Raw genomic sequence first — 13,357 nt, 5'->3', positions numbered from 1 at the left:
TCGGTTAAATGCGTTGCTGCATCCGCTAAGTCCCGACAAGCAAGAACGATGCAGATCAAGCTTGATCTGAAAGCGGAATTTGCGCCCATTGCGTTCAAGTTCGGTTTTGTCCGCACAGCGGTCATTGATGCACTAAGCAGCGAAAGACTGCTTTGAGCCCAACCCGTGAATTCAGAATATGCGCGGCATGCGCGCGCAGCGAAGACAATTCTGCGCCAGCGTAAGTCTGAATGCTTCGGTGCAGCATACGATCCAAACATTGGCAAAATAGAGTGACGAGACCCGGTAGCCTTAGTTTCGCTATTTTCCCGATCTGCATGCCTTTCGCCGCAGAAGCATTGGACCATAAACTAGGACAAACCCTCCGAAGGCCAGCAGCCAGAACACGCCGGAAATGGTGCTCAGGCCCAGATTGAGCGGGGTCAGAAACCGCATCAGCGCCGCTGCAAAGACGCATACAAAGATCGCAACCGTGGCCTTGCCCGCCGTCAATTCGTGGCCCGTGTGCCCCAGTGTGGCCCGGGTCATGACCGCCAGTGTCATCGCCCCGATGGCACCTGCCATCCACAAATGCTGTGCCCCCGCAGTGCCGGGATTGCCTATGATCTGGTCAAGACCAAGCGCGAATGCGCCGAGTGGAATAAAAGCATAGGACGCATGCAAGGCAAAAACCAACGGCTCTCTCAGCGTGTGGTGCCCCTGCCACCTGGTCAGCCGCATCAGGTGCAGTGCTCCGAACACCAGCAGGCAGAGCCCTGCCGTGACTGTATGCGGGGCCAGCGTCCAGATCGCCAGAAACGGCAGGCTGAGCAACAGCGTGAGCTTGTCGAAGAACTGCATCGGTGGGACAGGACGTACGGTACGCTGTTCGCGCACCAGCCAGTTGCGGGTAAAGGACGGAATGATCCGACCTCCAATGACGGCGATCATCATCACAGCTGTCGCCAAGCCCAACCGCAGTCCATAGCCCTGCGCCGCGTATTCACCGATAAGTGCTTCAAAGTGAAAGAGCGCATTGGCCAGCGCAAAGACCGTCAGCAATCCCAGCACAATCAGGTTCCGCCAGTTTTTGCCCGCAATGATTTCGCGCAGGATCAGACCGCCAAGCGCGACGGGGAAAGCGAGATCAATCACTGGAACAATCATGGGCGGAAATGCCTGCGAGAACAGGACGGCCCCGCGCCCGGCGCACCAAAGCGCAAAAAGCACCGCCAGCCGCCAGCCGACAATGGGCAGACGCCCGGTCCAGTTGGGAACTGCCGTCAGCAGGAAACCGGCAAGTACCGCGCCAAGATAACCGAAAAGAAACTCATGCGCATGCCATGACCCACGGTCGAACCGCGTGGGCAGGTCAAGGATCCCCGACAGAACTGCCAGCCAAAGACCCATGGCGACAATGACCCAGACAGATCCAAAGAAGAAAAAGGGCCGAAACCCGAAGCTAAAAAGAGCGAAAGCCTGCCAGCGGCGCATTTGTTCTGAAGATGCCTGTGCCATCATAAAGCTCTTGCTTGCGGTCTGTTGTTTTTTGATACTCTGCCGTCCGCGGGCCGGGTCCGTTGCAGTCTCATGCCTCTGCCCTTTTGTCGGCAACATCCATCAGATGGCGGAGGTGCCGCGCAAAGCACCATGTCGCAGGCACACCGACGATTGCGCCAATGAAGACCGACAAGCTGGTAGACAGCACGGGACCGCCTATCCAACTGAAGATCAGTGAGACAAAGAACACATTGACTGCTGCCGCGCCCGCACCGAACGGGTATAGCGCAACCGCGATTTTGGTTGTGGACCAGCCCTGCCCGGTCATCTGCGCGAGACCAACAATTGCACCGCTACCATGCTCAGAACAAGCGTGATGCAGGCAAGGGCGTACCAGAATTCCGCCGTTGCGGATTGCGCCTGTGGGATCGGGCGGTCGAAGCCTTCCGCGAAGAGGCGCGAGCCTGCTAGGACGAAGATGCCTGTGAGGGAAAGAAAGAAACGCATATCAGGTCTCCTGTGTCAGTGTTCTGTAGATGTCGGGCAGTGCGCGCAGCAAGCGTTCGGGTTTCGGCAAAAGCGTAAACCCACCGCGTCCGAAGATACGCGCGAACCAGTCCTGCCCATCTTCGTCGATCACCACGCCATGCAGGCCCTGGCCCGCAGCGCATGCCTCGCGCACGGCCATGTGGCTGTCTTCGATTCCGTGCTGGCCTTCGTAATGGTCCAGATCGTTGGGTTTGCCATCGGTCAACACGATCAGCAACTTGCGGACGCTCGATTCCTCGGCCAATTGCGCGCTGACATGGCGGATCGCGGCACCAAGCCGGGTGTAGTGGCCGGGCTTCAATGCGCCAATATTGGCGGTGATCGCCGGTGACATCGGATCTTCGAAGCCCTTGCAGCGAGTCAGGAACACTCGATCACGGCGCAGCGATGAGAAGCCCCAGATACCGCAGCGGTCGCCTGCCGCGTCGATCCCGGCGGCCAATGCCGCCATCGTGTCACAGGCCACGTCGATGACGCAAGTGTCGCCGATCGCCGCTTCTGTGGACCGCGACGTGTCGATCAGGAAAGCAACCGACACGTCGCGATCCATTTGCCGCGCGGCCTGCCAGATACGATCTGACCCGCGCCCGGTAGCCACCATGTCGGCACGTGCGGTCAGGACCGCGTCAAGGTCCAGCTCTGCCCCGTCAATCTGGCGCGGCTGCAATACACGGCGCGGGCGCAGGGCCTCAAACTGGCGGCGGACTTCGCGGACATAGCGCTCGTTTGGTGTATAGGTTTCTCCATCGGCTAGGGCCGGCGCATCCAGCACGCGGCAGTGATCTTTCATGTAGCTGCGCGACCGGTGGTTCCATTCCGGGTATGTGTGTTTGCCCGCCAGAGCCTCGTGATCTGCATCAGCCGGCGACAGGTCAAGATGCAGGCGCAGCCGCGTGGCAACCATGCTGTCATGTTTCGACAGGGTGATCCGGTCCTGATCCTCGGCCGACTTCTGAGCGTTTTCGTCATCGTCGTCATCGACGCTGCGGTTGATGTTCATTGATTCAACCCATGACAGGATCGATTCAAACCGGTGAATGATGAAGCTGTCCTTGCGGTTCTGCTGATCCTGATCTTTGCGTTCGCCCAGCTTGCGGCTGCTGAGAGCGGCATCGGGTGCCCGTGCGGCGGAATCGGCTTCGGCATCGTCGGCTGCCTGCCCGCCCGTGCCCGGGTGTTCAAAGCGCAGCCATATGGGGACAGGCGCGCATGGCATGTATCTGCGCGCGTCTGCACCTTTGGCATCAAGCTTGGGAGCCTCGCCACACAGCTGATTGCGGATCGCTTGTTCCACTGCGGCCTCTTGAGCGGGGCGGTGCATGTCCGGCCGGGAATCCGCACAAAACGCAGACATCACGAGGTAATGCTTCCGCAGTCCCGGGCAGGCCAGATAAGCCTTGTCCGCAGCCGCTGCATTCGCGCGAATATGCGCGTAATCCCGTGCGGGGCCTGGCGCACCCGGATCGAATGCACCGACCTCTCTCACAGCGGCAAGTGCCGTCAGCCAGAAAAAGGCAGCACGGTTCAGGTTCGGGTCGGGGAAGGCTTCCATGACGGGTGGCAATGCAAGCCGTTCGCCATCGAAACGCGCCACCCATTCTCGATCCCGCTCGGCCCCAAGCTTGCGGCGCATCACCTGCCGATGCTGCACGACGCTTGGTGCGACTTCGGCCAGTTCGACCCCTGGTGCCCCGCCGAGCGCGCGGAAGAGAACGGCAAGGCTGGGTCGGACTGAGGCCAGCGTGACGCCCGCTTCGGGGTATGTGACGTCAGCCCCGATCCCGCTGGCCATGTCGTGCCAGAGGTTTCCGACCGTCTCTTCGGGTTCCATGAGGTCGCGCAAGTGCATCGCCGTCACCCGTAGATTGTGCTGACCAGATCGCGCAGCGATTGCTGCACATCCGGCTCGTCGCTCAATGGTTCGATGACTGCCGCCTCAAGCGCCTGGGTCACCCCCATACCGCCAGCCATCAGTGTGGCGGCGTATATCAGAAGGCGGGTTGAGACGCCTTCATCAAGATCCATCCCGCTAAGGTTGCGGATATGGCCTGCCAGACGGACTAGCGGCGCAACACGTCCCGGCTCCAGCCTGCTTTCCGATGCGATCACTGCAATCTCGGTTTCCGTGTTGGGAAAATCGAAACTGATCGAAAGGAACCTTTGGCGTGTCGAGGGTTTGAGCCGCTTGAGCACGTTCTGGTAGCCGGGGTTGTAGCTGGCCACCAGCATGAACGCCGCAGGTGCCACCAGTTCTTCGCCCGTGCGGTCGATCATCAGCGTGCGCCGCGTATCCGTCAGCGGGTGCAGTACCACGGTGACATCCTTGCGCGCCTCGACCACCTCGTCGAGGTAACAGATGCCACCCTCTCGCACCGCCCGGGTCAGGGGGCCATCCGCCCAGACGGTTTCGCCCCCTTTGAGCAGATAACGCCCGATCAGGTCCGCCGCCGACAGATCGTCATGACAGGCGACGGTATAAAGCGGCTTGCCCAGACGCGCTGCCATATGTTCGACAAAGCGCGTCTTGCCACAGCCGGTCGGCCCCTTCAGAAGAAGGGGCAAACCATTGTCATATGCCGTCTCGAACAGCTCGCATTCACGCGCGACGGGCTGATAGAACGGCAGGGTCGGAGGAGTTTGAATGTTCATGGCTTACTCTCCGGGAACCGAGCTGGCCGAGCCGGGTGTGATGATCTCTTGCTTGCGCACGACCAGCATCGAGTAGATGAACAGCAGCGCTCCGATCACCACGGCGGCACCCGCGCCGAACCGCATCAGATAGAAGATCGACAGGGCGTCCTGCACATCCATGTAGTAGTCGCCGACCACCCGCTGCATATGGGTCTGGATGGTGCCCGCGAAGGTCAGCACGAAGGTCATAAACGCCATGCCGCCGGTCATCAGCCAGAACGAGGCCATGTTCAGCACCTGATTGTAAGGCGCCCTGCCCCGCAGCATCGGAATCGCATAGGTGAAGACCGCCAGGTTCAGCGCCACATAGGCCCCGTAAAAGGCAAGGTGACCGTGGGCTGCGGTGATCTGCGTGCCGTGGCTGTAGAAGTTGACCCCGTGCAAGGTGTGCAGAAAGCCCCAGACACCGGCGCCAAAGAAGGCCACGGTCGACGAACCCAGCGACCACAGCAGCGCAGCCTTGTTCGGGTGGTTCTTGCGGCCCTTCCAGACCATGACAAAGGCAAAGCTCATCATCAGGAAGAAGGGGATCACCTCGAAGGTGGAGAAGATCGAGCCGACCCACTGCCAGTAGCCCGGCAGACCGATCCAGTAGAAATGGTGCCCGGTGCCAAGAATGCCGGAAAACAGCGCGGTGGCGACGATGACATAGAGCCATTTTTCCACCACTTCACGGTCCACACCTGTCAGCTTGAGAAGCAGGAAGGCGAGGATGGCGGCCATTACCAGTTCCCAGGTCGCTTCGACCCACAGGTGCACGACGAACCACCAGTACATCTTGTCGAGGCTCAGGTTGTCCGGGTTGATGAACGCAAACACCCATAGCAGCGACAGCAGCCACAGGCCCATCAGCAGAACGTTAGTGATCGCTGTCTTCTTGCCCGCCAGAACCGTCATTGACACGTTGAACAGAAAGATCAGCGCTGCGACGAGGATGCCGAACTTGACCCACAGGGGCTGTTCAAGAAACTCACGCCCGCCATGGATACCCACCAGATACGAGCCTACCGCGCCCAGCGTCCCCACCAGAAGGATGATGAGTTGCAGATAGGCCAGCTTGACCGAATAGATCTCGCGCTCGGATTCCTCGGGGATCAGAAAATACGCCGCCCCGAAAAAGCCCAGCAGCAGCCAGACGATCAGCGCGTTGGTGTGGATCATTCGGATGATGTTAAATGGCAGAAGTTCAGACAGGAAGTTGGGCGAGACATAGATCCAGCCAGCCAGAAGCCCGCCCAGCACCTGAATGCCGAACAGGGCTATTGCGGCCAGAAAATAATAGTACGCAACTTTTTGAGATTGGTATTTCATGCGATTTCTCCTTCGTGCCGCTTAGCCAGCGTCATTGGGCGGCCAGCCCTGTGTGTCGGTCTGATCGGCCCAGCGAAGGAACTCAGCAAGGCCGCGCATCTCTTCTTCGGTCAGATCGAAATAGGGCATCTGGCGGCGGCCCTCGGCGCCCGAGGGCTGCGCCTTCATCCAGCCATCAAGGATTTCATAGGCGTCCTCGGGCGAATCCATGACGTCCCAGCGGGTCATGACATTGCCCAGCTCGGGGGCGAAATAGGCGCCTTCGCCATGCAGGCTGTGGCAGTTGATGCAGGAATGGCGTTCCCAGACATGTTTGCCCAGAACGACTTCTTCGCTGAGTTCCATGCCTGCGGTTGACGAATTAACCACGTAACGGTGGCTGTGGACGGTCATCGCCACGAAGATCACGACGAAAAAGATCGAGCCCCCGTAGAAGATGTTTCGCGCCCGCGATTTGGTTAAGATTTCAGCCATGCGTCGGCCTCCTTCAGATCGGGATGCCTATTGCTATCCCGAGCGAAGAAGGCACTGTTTGCGCCAGCGCAACGTTTGGAACGGTTCCAAGCCTAAAGTCGAGGGTGAGAGGAACCCCAATGCCTTGCCCGAACATTAGCGATCCAGACCTGACGCTTGCGGATCTTATGGCGCAATGGCCGCAAACAATTCGTGTTTTCCTAAAGCATGAGATGTTATGTGTCGGATGCCTTGTGAACCCGTTTCACACCATCTCAGACGCCTGTCTGGAATACGATCTGGATGAAACGGATTTTTTGGAAGAGCTGAAGAGCGCAATTTCCAACTGTGCCTTACCGGACGGCTAGCCTTGGCTGAGTTCAACCAGCGCGTGAGGATCACATACTTTGATGCGCTTGCGTTTGCTTTCAACGATACCCTGCTTTTCCCATGCGCTCAGCAATCGGCTGACCGTATGCAGGGTTGTCGCTGTGAGTTCCGAGAGATCCTGCCGGGTGATGGGGAAATCAATCTCAATCCCATCCTCCACCTTGCGACCCGTCTGATTAATCAAACGCAACATCGCATTGGCCACGCGTTGTTCCACCTGTTGCGTCGCAAGCTCGACAATACGGGTGTTCATTTCTCCTACACGGTGGCCAACCGTCTTGTAAGTTTCAGTGGCGAAGCCGTCATATTCGGTGACGAAAGTATCCCACAGTCTGGTGGGCCAGCTCAGCGCGATGGACTCCGTCGCCGTGACCGCCGTGGCCGGATAAGTCTCGCGCCCGATCGCCTTTGCAATTCCCAAAAGTTGACCAGCAGGGATATGCAATGCGGTGACCTGTTCACCGGTCTGCGTAACCCGCACCACTCGGACATAACCATCCAGCAACATAAAGAAACGATCGGCCGGGTCTTCTTCTTCAAAGATGTGCGCGCCCGCTTCATAGCGGCGCGAACTGGCCTGATCCAGAATCGTTCGGATTTGCCGACGATCCAGTTTTGAGAATGGTGGCAAATGCGTCAGCAGGCTTTCATCAAGCCGCGGCAATATTTTCTTGGCTGCTTCCATCATGGCTTACCTGATTTGGCATAATCACAGCCGCAAAACCAGATCGTAACGGTCAGTGTTTCCCGAAAACGCAGCAAACCTTGCGCCAGCGCAAATTGCAGATCGCAGAAATCAATAGAGTCAGGCCCAAGAGATCATTCAGGAAAGGACAATTCGATGATCCGCACGCTTACAACCAGCGTTGCACTGGCCACCCTGCTGGCCGGTGCCACCTTCGCGGAAACCTTCGAGGTGCAAATGCTCAACAAAGGCAGTGATGGCGAGCGCATGGTATTCGAACCGGCGTTCATCCAGGCTGCTCCGGGCGACACGATCAAGTTCATCGCATCGGACAAGGGCCACAACGCTGAAACAGCCAAAGGCATGCTTCCTGATGGTGCCGAGCCCTTCAAGGGCAAGATCAACGAGGAAATCGAAGTCACGCTGGATACCGAAGGCGTCTATGGCGTGATCTGCAAACCCCACTATGCGATGGGCATGGTGATGACCGTTGCGGTGGGGGACGTCGAGGTTCCCGAGGATTTCCTTGAAGGCCGCGTGCCGAAAAAGGCCAAGGCACGGTTCACCGCTCAACTTGAAAACTTCTGATCCCCAATGCGGCAGCGGGATGCTTACCCGCTGCACCCATCCGACCTCAAGGAGGATACCATGACCAAGTTCATCAACCCCGACCTTATGAAAACCAGCCGCCGCAACGTCTTGCGCGGCAGCGTGCTCGCTGGTGCCGCTGCAATGACGGGGGCCGGTGCAATGGCTGCATCGCGTACACCCAAACTGCACGGCATAAACACAGTCTCAAACAACATCTATCGGGTGGCGGGCAAAGAAGAGGCCACAACAGATGCCAAGCCTGCTGATTTGTCGGGCTACACCCGTGTGAAGCAGGAACTCGTACCCCCACCTTTCGCACCTGCACACGAGCAGGTCGCGACTGGCGGCCCGAAGATCGTTGAAATCACCTTGGAAACCGAAGAGCGGCTCATGGTCGTTGACGAAGACAATGGTGCCGAAATCTGGGCGCTGACCTATAACGGGTCTGTCCCGGGTCCGCTGATCATCGTCCATGAGGGCGACATGGTAGAGTTGACGCTGCGCAACCCGACTTCCAGCATGATGGAGCACAACATCGACTTCCACGCGTCGACTGGTGCCTTGGGTGGCGGTGGCCTGACCCATATCTATCCCGGCGAGGAATGCGTACTGCGTTGGAAGGCAACCAAACCTGGTTGCTTCACGTACCACTGTGCTCCGGGCGGCGACATGATCCCGTATCACGTCACGCACGGCATGAACGGTGCCATCATGGTGCTGCCGCGCGATGGCCTGAAGGACAAGGATGGTAACCCGCTGCGCTATGACAGCATCGCCTATTTCGGTGAGCAGGACTATTACCTGCCCAAGGACGAAAACGGCAACTATCGCACATACGAGGCGGCAGGCGACGACTATGCCGACAGCCTTGAAGTGATGCGTGGCTTGATCCCGACCCATTCGGTGTTCAACGGTGCCGTCGGTGCTCTGACCGGCGAAGGCGCAATCAAAGCCAAAGTTGGTGAGACTGTGCTGATGGTCCACAACCAAGCGAACCGGGACTCCCGTCCGCACCTGATCGGCGGGCATGGCAACTATGTCTGGGAAAGCTCGTTCACCGACGCGCCTCTGCAGGACATGGAAACGTGGTTCGTGCGGGGCGGCAGTGCGGTCGCGGTGATGTACACCTTCGAGCAACCGGGCGTCTACGCCTACGTCAACCACAACCTGATCGAAGGTGTGATGCTGGGTGCGACCGCTCACGTGGTGGTCGATGGTCAGTGGGACAATGCTCTGATGGAGCAGGTTGTCGCACCGCGCAGTTTCGAAACCTAAGAGAGGAGGAGGACCGATGTCGACCGCTGCAAACTCAGAGACAAGACCTGGTAAGACGTCCCTTCGTTTCGCCATCTTGGGTCTTGCGGCGGCAAGCATCGCCTGGGTCGCGCTCGCGCAGCGCGGCCCGGATCCAACCTATTTGCCCGCGATGGCCGAGCGGGCCGTCATTTTGCCGGACGGGCGTTCGGTCTACGTGCAAAAGTATGAAGTCACCGTAACCGAATGGAACAGATGCGCGGACGAGGGTGGCTGTCAGCTGACCTTGCGTGCAAGACCAGACCAGAACCCCGATACAACACCGGCAACCGGGCTGAGCTACGTGGACGTTCAGCAATATGTCACCTGGATCAATAAGAGGAGTCGTCACACCTTCCGACTGCCCACTGCTGAAGAATGGAATTCTTTGGCCGCCGCTGTTCTTCCCGAGAAACCCGATCCGATCTTTACGGACCCATCGTTAACCTGGGCATCCAGCTATCTCACTGAAGGCCTGGCCCCACGAGCGCTCAAGCCTCAAGGCAGCTTTTCTGTTTCCCCCGAAGGGGTCGCCGATCTCGACGGCAGCGTGTGGGAATGGACGAAGGAGTGCTACGACGGGACGGAAGATGGTACCTTTCCCGATCGCTGTCCGGCATTCTTCGTCGGAGGCGAGCATTTGGCAGCGATGTCTTATCTGGTCCGTGATCCCGCGCGTGGAGGATGCGCCGTCGGAACGCCTCCTGCCCACCTTGGGATGCGCCTGATAAGCGACACAGCGGTTTAAGCATGAGAGGAGATCTATGCGATCGTCCAATCAAGCTTTGCGCACGAGACGAGAGATTGATCGAACAAAATACTCGAATGACAGCTTCGGGCCGTTAAGGCCCAGAACAACGAACCTGATGCCGCAACTGCAAAGGCTTTCTGCGCAATCAAAAGCCGCGCCTGCACGGGTCCGTTTTGGCCGCAAACCAGACGTTCAGTCGATTTGTTTAAACGTCCGCTTCGAGCCCATAATAGACACTCAGCTAGGACGCGGCGAATGGCCGCCACGAGCCCGAGCGGACTCTCGTCTTACGAAACCCCTGTAGCCGAACCGTTTTTTGATCGACTCGCCGTTTCTATGGGCGTCTCACCGAAGAATTGGCGGTAGACAACTGATGTCCGGCCTAGGTGGCTAAAACCGGCTTCGCCGATGAGTTTCGAAACGACACCTTTCTCATAGGTGCTTTCCAGAAGAAGCGATCTTAGTCGATGCAACTGGACAATCGACTGGAACTTGCTTGGGCCAACACCAAGTTGTTTTTCAAAAGCCAAAAAGAGTGTCCGCCTCGATACCCCGAGTTCGCGACAAAGCTCTTGAACCGTTAGTTTCGTGCCAGCCGGGTTTTCCGAAAAATACTCTTCGGCCGCCACAACGGTCTTCCATTGACTATGGCTCGCTTTTTCTGCGGTCATTTGTGGTTCGGCACGGTAAAGGATTTCACCTGCCAAGTTTTCGAGGTTTACAAGGATGTCATTTAACATCCAAGCATCTGTCCCATCCGCGGTCGTTTGTTTGTGGCAAAGCCACTTCTCAATGCATCGGGCATAAGCATTCAGAGCGTCGGATCTGGACAGGCGGATGGGTGCGTTAAACGTTGCCCATCCACGCTTCTCGACCTGTAGCCACGGAACTTCCAGCAGGTATATCTGAGTGCCAGCTTCGGCCACGTAGTCATACCCTGTTGGCTTTTGCCCTTGCCAGAACACAAGAAACGGATCCTCATATAGAGTTCCCTGAAATCGAACCGGTTCGCCGTTTGGCAAGACTAAACCGAGGAAGACTGTGTTGCCGTGTTGAACTTCTTGGAAACGAATACGCGAAAAATATTCCTCGCAATAAAGGCTGAAACCATTGTGTTGGGCCATGCGCCAATTCAGCTTCGGACCCTGTGGAGAGAGAGCGAGCGCTTCGAGTTGGACGCCAGTGTAATCAGGCAGGTGTTCCACTGAACGTATTTTCTTGGACAGTAACATAGCGCCTCAGTTAACCCTTACTGCGACCAGCTCTGGCAGTAGCACATTGAAATTCAATTATTCATAATAGTTTGCACGATTCGGATAGCCAGGTTTGAACTCAGGTTACACTATCGATCTCGAACACAGAAAACCTGTCAACGTCCTCGGAGTGCCTCATGAAAAAGCTAACACTTTCCATTGCTGCGCTATTGGTATCATCAACGTCTCTCTATGCGCAGGCCGCCGATCTGGTCTTTACCAATGGCTCTGTTCTTACCATGAACGACGATGCGCCGACCGCGCAGGCCGTTGCGGTCACGGGTAACCAGATAAGCTATGTTGGCGATGTCGCGGGGGCAGAGGCGCTGGTTGGCGAAAACACCGAAGTTCTGGACTTGGGCGGGGATACCCTGCTGCCGGGCTTTGTGTCAGGCCACGATCACATCGTTGCATCGGGCTGGACGTCGCGCGGTGTAAGTTTGTTTGGAATTGAAACGCTTGAGGAGGCCTTGGCGGCCATCAAGGAATATGCCGATGCAAACCCCGACGAGGAGTTGATCCTCGGCTATGGGTTCAATCAGGTGGCTTATGGCGGGTGGCCCACAAAAGAAGATCTGGATTCGGTGGTTTCTGACCGTCCGGCCTTTATCCTCGACTTCACAATTCATGACGTTTGGATGAACTCCAAAGCGTTTGAAGCGGGTCAAGTCAGTCCTGACGAAGAGGATCAGGTGCCGGGCGTTATGTTCTGGCAGCGTGACGCGGAAGGCAACCAGACCGGTATCGGCATTGAGTTCCAGTGGGCTGCGGCATTTAGAAATGCAGGCGCTTGGGATCCGGCAGGTGAAATTCCTGACATTCAGAAAAACCTCTACGATCAGGCCGTCAAAACCGGAATTACAGCCGTGCACGTGCCTCTGATGGCTATGCCGACAGTTACCGATCTGTCGCTTGTGAAAGATGACGAAAAACTCGCACTGGCCCACCTACACGAACTTGAAAAGAACGGTGAGCTAACGATCCGCACCTTTGTTGCGACTGGTTTCAAGGACCCGACTGCCACTGCTGACGAAATCGTGGAACACACACTCGAGTTACGCGAGCAATACGACAGCGACATGCTGCGCATCTGGGGCATTAAAATCCATCCAGAAGGGAACTGGAGTTCAAAGACTGCCTGGATGCTGGACGATTACGCCGATGGGTCCGCGACGCGCGGTGCGGCCGCCATTGAAGGCCCAATGATAACTTCGGTCTACCTGCAGGCCAATCAGAACGGACTTCCGGTGGGCACTCACGTCGATGGATCACAAACAGTGCGCAACACGGTGGAAGCGATCATGACCGCGCGCGGAGCTGGCTATGACGTTCCGAACAACCTTTTGCACCACTATTTCTGGGTATCTGATCAGGACCACGAGACTGTTATCGAAAACGAGATCATGGTGAACACGACCCCACTTTTCCACGTTGACTGGGAAGCACAGGATGTAAACGCGTTGGACTTGTTGGGGCGCGCTAAGGTTGAGGCGATTTTTGCCCGCTATTCCTCGCTGATGGCATTGGGGCACAACGTGTCGATTTCTTCGGATGTGCCATCCGCGCCGATTGATCTGATCGGTCCGCTCCTGAACGTTGAAATTGCGATGACCTTGCAGGATCCGCTTAATCCGGACAGCAAACCGTTCCCGTTGTCACGAAAACCGGCCTCATTGGAAGAGTCTTTGAAAGCGGTCACGATCTATCCTGCGGCTCAGCAAGCGATGGAGGACAAAATAGGCTCCATCGAGGTGGGAAAATATGCCGACCTCGTCGTTCTAGATCAGGACATCACCGCAGTCGAACCGCGCGAAATCTCGAACATCAAGGTGTTGGGCACGCTAATGGATGGGCGGTTCACGCATCGAGACGGCATTTGACTGCTGGGGCGCACAACGCCCTTGGCCGTCT

The 13,357-nt window shown here is 57.4% G+C and carries 14 protein-coding genes; 5 read left to right on the top strand and 9 right to left on the bottom strand.

Translation table 11 applies throughout. The features are described 5' to 3' along the window. Positions 1 to 300: 300 nt before the first annotated feature. The 7 genes from ACR0L3_RS17270 to ACR0L3_RS17240 all read right to left on the bottom strand — a co-directional run bounded on the left by ACR0L3_RS17270 (position 301) and on the right by ACR0L3_RS17240 (position 6,504). Positions 301 to 1,497 (bottom strand): NnrS family protein, encoded by a 1,197-nt coding sequence (locus ACR0L3_RS17270; RefSeq protein WP_480746989.1) that lies wholly within the window; start codon positions 1,495 to 1,497, stop codon positions 301 to 303. A gap of 70 nt (positions 1,498 to 1,567) precedes the next feature. After that, a complete protein-coding gene (locus ACR0L3_RS17265) occupies positions 1,568 to 1,807 on the bottom strand; it encodes an NnrT protein (protein WP_480746988.1) in 240 nt (79 codons plus the stop codon). Beyond that, positions 1,804 to 1,986 carry a protein NnrT gene (locus tag ACR0L3_RS17260; RefSeq protein WP_480746987.1) on the bottom strand — a complete coding sequence of 61 codons (183 nt, stop codon included), beginning with the start codon at positions 1,984 to 1,986 and terminating at the stop codon, positions 1,804 to 1,806. Before ACR0L3_RS17260 ends, ACR0L3_RS17265 begins: the two co-directional genes overlap by 4 nt. Before the next feature lies 1 nt (position 1,987). Beyond that, positions 1,988 to 3,877 carry a nitric oxide reductase activation protein NorD gene (locus tag ACR0L3_RS17255; protein ID WP_480746986.1) on the bottom strand — a complete coding sequence of 630 codons (1,890 nt, stop codon included), beginning with the start codon at positions 3,875 to 3,877 and terminating at the stop codon, positions 1,988 to 1,990. A gap of 5 nt (positions 3,878 to 3,882) precedes the next feature. Next, complete coding sequence (locus ACR0L3_RS17250; protein WP_480746985.1) at positions 3,883 to 4,677, bottom strand: AAA family ATPase; 795 nt, start codon at positions 4,675 to 4,677, stop codon at positions 3,883 to 3,885. Between the two features lie 3 nt (positions 4,678 to 4,680). Beyond that, on the bottom strand, positions 4,681 to 6,030 hold the full coding sequence (locus tag ACR0L3_RS17245; protein WP_480746984.1) for a cbb3-type cytochrome c oxidase subunit I: 1,350 nt from the start codon (positions 6,028 to 6,030) through the stop codon (positions 4,681 to 4,683). A gap of 21 nt (positions 6,031 to 6,051) precedes the next feature. Continuing rightward, complete coding sequence (locus ACR0L3_RS17240) at positions 6,052 to 6,504, bottom strand: c-type cytochrome (RefSeq protein WP_480746982.1); 453 nt, start codon at positions 6,502 to 6,504, stop codon at positions 6,052 to 6,054. Positions 6,505 to 6,623: 119 nt separating this feature from the next. Here ACR0L3_RS17240 and ACR0L3_RS17235 point away from each other — a divergent pair, with 119 nt between their 5' ends. Further along, the gene (locus tag ACR0L3_RS17235) at positions 6,624 to 6,851 is read left to right on the top strand and encodes a DUF1858 domain-containing protein (protein ID WP_480746980.1); all 228 of its coding nucleotides are present in this window, start codon (positions 6,624 to 6,626) and stop codon (positions 6,849 to 6,851) included. Here ACR0L3_RS17235 and ACR0L3_RS17230 read toward each other — a convergent pair. Continuing rightward, positions 6,848 to 7,561, bottom strand: a complete 714-nt coding sequence (locus ACR0L3_RS17230; protein ID WP_480746978.1) for a Crp/Fnr family transcriptional regulator — start codon at positions 7,559 to 7,561, stop codon at positions 6,848 to 6,850. The two genes, ACR0L3_RS17235 and ACR0L3_RS17230, sit on opposite strands and share 4 nt — an antisense overlap. Positions 7,562 to 7,714: 153 nt before the next feature. Here ACR0L3_RS17230 and ACR0L3_RS17225 point away from each other — a divergent pair, with 153 nt between their 5' ends. From ACR0L3_RS17225 to ACR0L3_RS17215, 3 genes are read left to right on the top strand one after another with little or no spacing between them, the layout of a single operon-like run. Then, positions 7,715 to 8,146, top strand: a complete 432-nt coding sequence (locus ACR0L3_RS17225; protein WP_480746977.1) for a pseudoazurin — start codon at positions 7,715 to 7,717, stop codon at positions 8,144 to 8,146. Positions 8,147 to 8,206: 60 nt separating this feature from the next. Continuing rightward, positions 8,207 to 9,424 (top strand): copper-containing nitrite reductase, encoded by a 1,218-nt coding sequence (gene nirK / locus ACR0L3_RS17220; protein WP_480746976.1) that lies wholly within the window; start codon positions 8,207 to 8,209, stop codon positions 9,422 to 9,424. 16 nt (positions 9,425 to 9,440) lie between these two features. Further along, positions 9,441 to 10,190: a formylglycine-generating enzyme family protein gene (locus ACR0L3_RS17215; protein ID WP_480746975.1), complete on the top strand. Its 750-nt coding sequence runs from the start codon at positions 9,441 to 9,443 to the stop codon at positions 10,188 to 10,190. Between the two features lie 290 nt (positions 10,191 to 10,480). Here ACR0L3_RS17215 and ACR0L3_RS17210 read toward each other — a convergent pair whose 3' ends face one another. Continuing rightward, positions 10,481 to 11,425 (bottom strand): helix-turn-helix domain-containing protein, encoded by a 945-nt coding sequence (locus ACR0L3_RS17210; RefSeq protein ID WP_480746974.1) that lies wholly within the window; start codon positions 11,423 to 11,425, stop codon positions 10,481 to 10,483. 158 nt (positions 11,426 to 11,583) lie between these two features. On the opposite strand from ACR0L3_RS17210, the gene ACR0L3_RS17205 reads away from it, so the two are divergent. Next, positions 11,584 to 13,326, top strand: coding sequence for an amidohydrolase (locus ACR0L3_RS17205; protein WP_480746973.1), 1,743 nt, complete (start codon positions 11,584 to 11,586; stop codon positions 13,324 to 13,326). Positions 13,327 to 13,357 lie beyond the last annotated feature (31 nt).

The organism is Ruegeria sp. CK1 (assembly GCF_056536545.1).
Note: the sequence above shows the minus strand (reverse complement) of the source record. Positions and strands in the feature narration are given on the sequence as shown.

Coding starts and splice junctions, on each gene's coding strand:
- ACR0L3_RS17270 (WP_480746989.1), bottom strand. CDS start 1,497: ATGGCACAGGCATCTTCAGAACAAATGCGCCGCTGGCAGGCTTTCGCT.
- ACR0L3_RS17265 (WP_480746988.1), bottom strand. CDS start 1,807: ATGACCGGGCAGGGCTGGTCCACAACCAAAATCGCGGTTGCGCTATAC.
- ACR0L3_RS17260 (WP_480746987.1), bottom strand. CDS start 1,986: ATGCGTTTCTTTCTTTCCCTCACAGGCATCTTCGTCCTAGCAGGCTCG.
- ACR0L3_RS17255 (WP_480746986.1), bottom strand. CDS start 3,877: ATGCACTTGCGCGACCTCATGGAACCCGAAGAGACGGTCGGAAACCTC.
- ACR0L3_RS17250 (WP_480746985.1), bottom strand. CDS start 4,677: ATGAACATTCAAACTCCTCCGACCCTGCCGTTCTATCAGCCCGTCGCG.
- ACR0L3_RS17245 (WP_480746984.1), bottom strand. CDS start 6,030: ATGAAATACCAATCTCAAAAAGTTGCGTACTATTATTTTCTGGCCGCA.
- ACR0L3_RS17240 (WP_480746982.1), bottom strand. CDS start 6,504: ATGGCTGAAATCTTAACCAAATCGCGGGCGCGAAACATCTTCTACGGG.
- ACR0L3_RS17235 (WP_480746980.1), top strand. CDS start 6,624: ATGCCTTGCCCGAACATTAGCGATCCAGACCTGACGCTTGCGGATCTT.
- ACR0L3_RS17230 (WP_480746978.1), bottom strand. CDS start 7,561: ATGATGGAAGCAGCCAAGAAAATATTGCCGCGGCTTGATGAAAGCCTG.
- ACR0L3_RS17225 (WP_480746977.1), top strand. CDS start 7,715: ATGATCCGCACGCTTACAACCAGCGTTGCACTGGCCACCCTGCTGGCC.
- nirK (WP_480746976.1), top strand. CDS start 8,207: ATGACCAAGTTCATCAACCCCGACCTTATGAAAACCAGCCGCCGCAAC.
- ACR0L3_RS17215 (WP_480746975.1), top strand. CDS start 9,441: ATGTCGACCGCTGCAAACTCAGAGACAAGACCTGGTAAGACGTCCCTT.
- ACR0L3_RS17210 (WP_480746974.1), bottom strand. CDS start 11,425: ATGTTACTGTCCAAGAAAATACGTTCAGTGGAACACCTGCCTGATTAC.
- ACR0L3_RS17205 (WP_480746973.1), top strand. CDS start 11,584: ATGAAAAAGCTAACACTTTCCATTGCTGCGCTATTGGTATCATCAACG.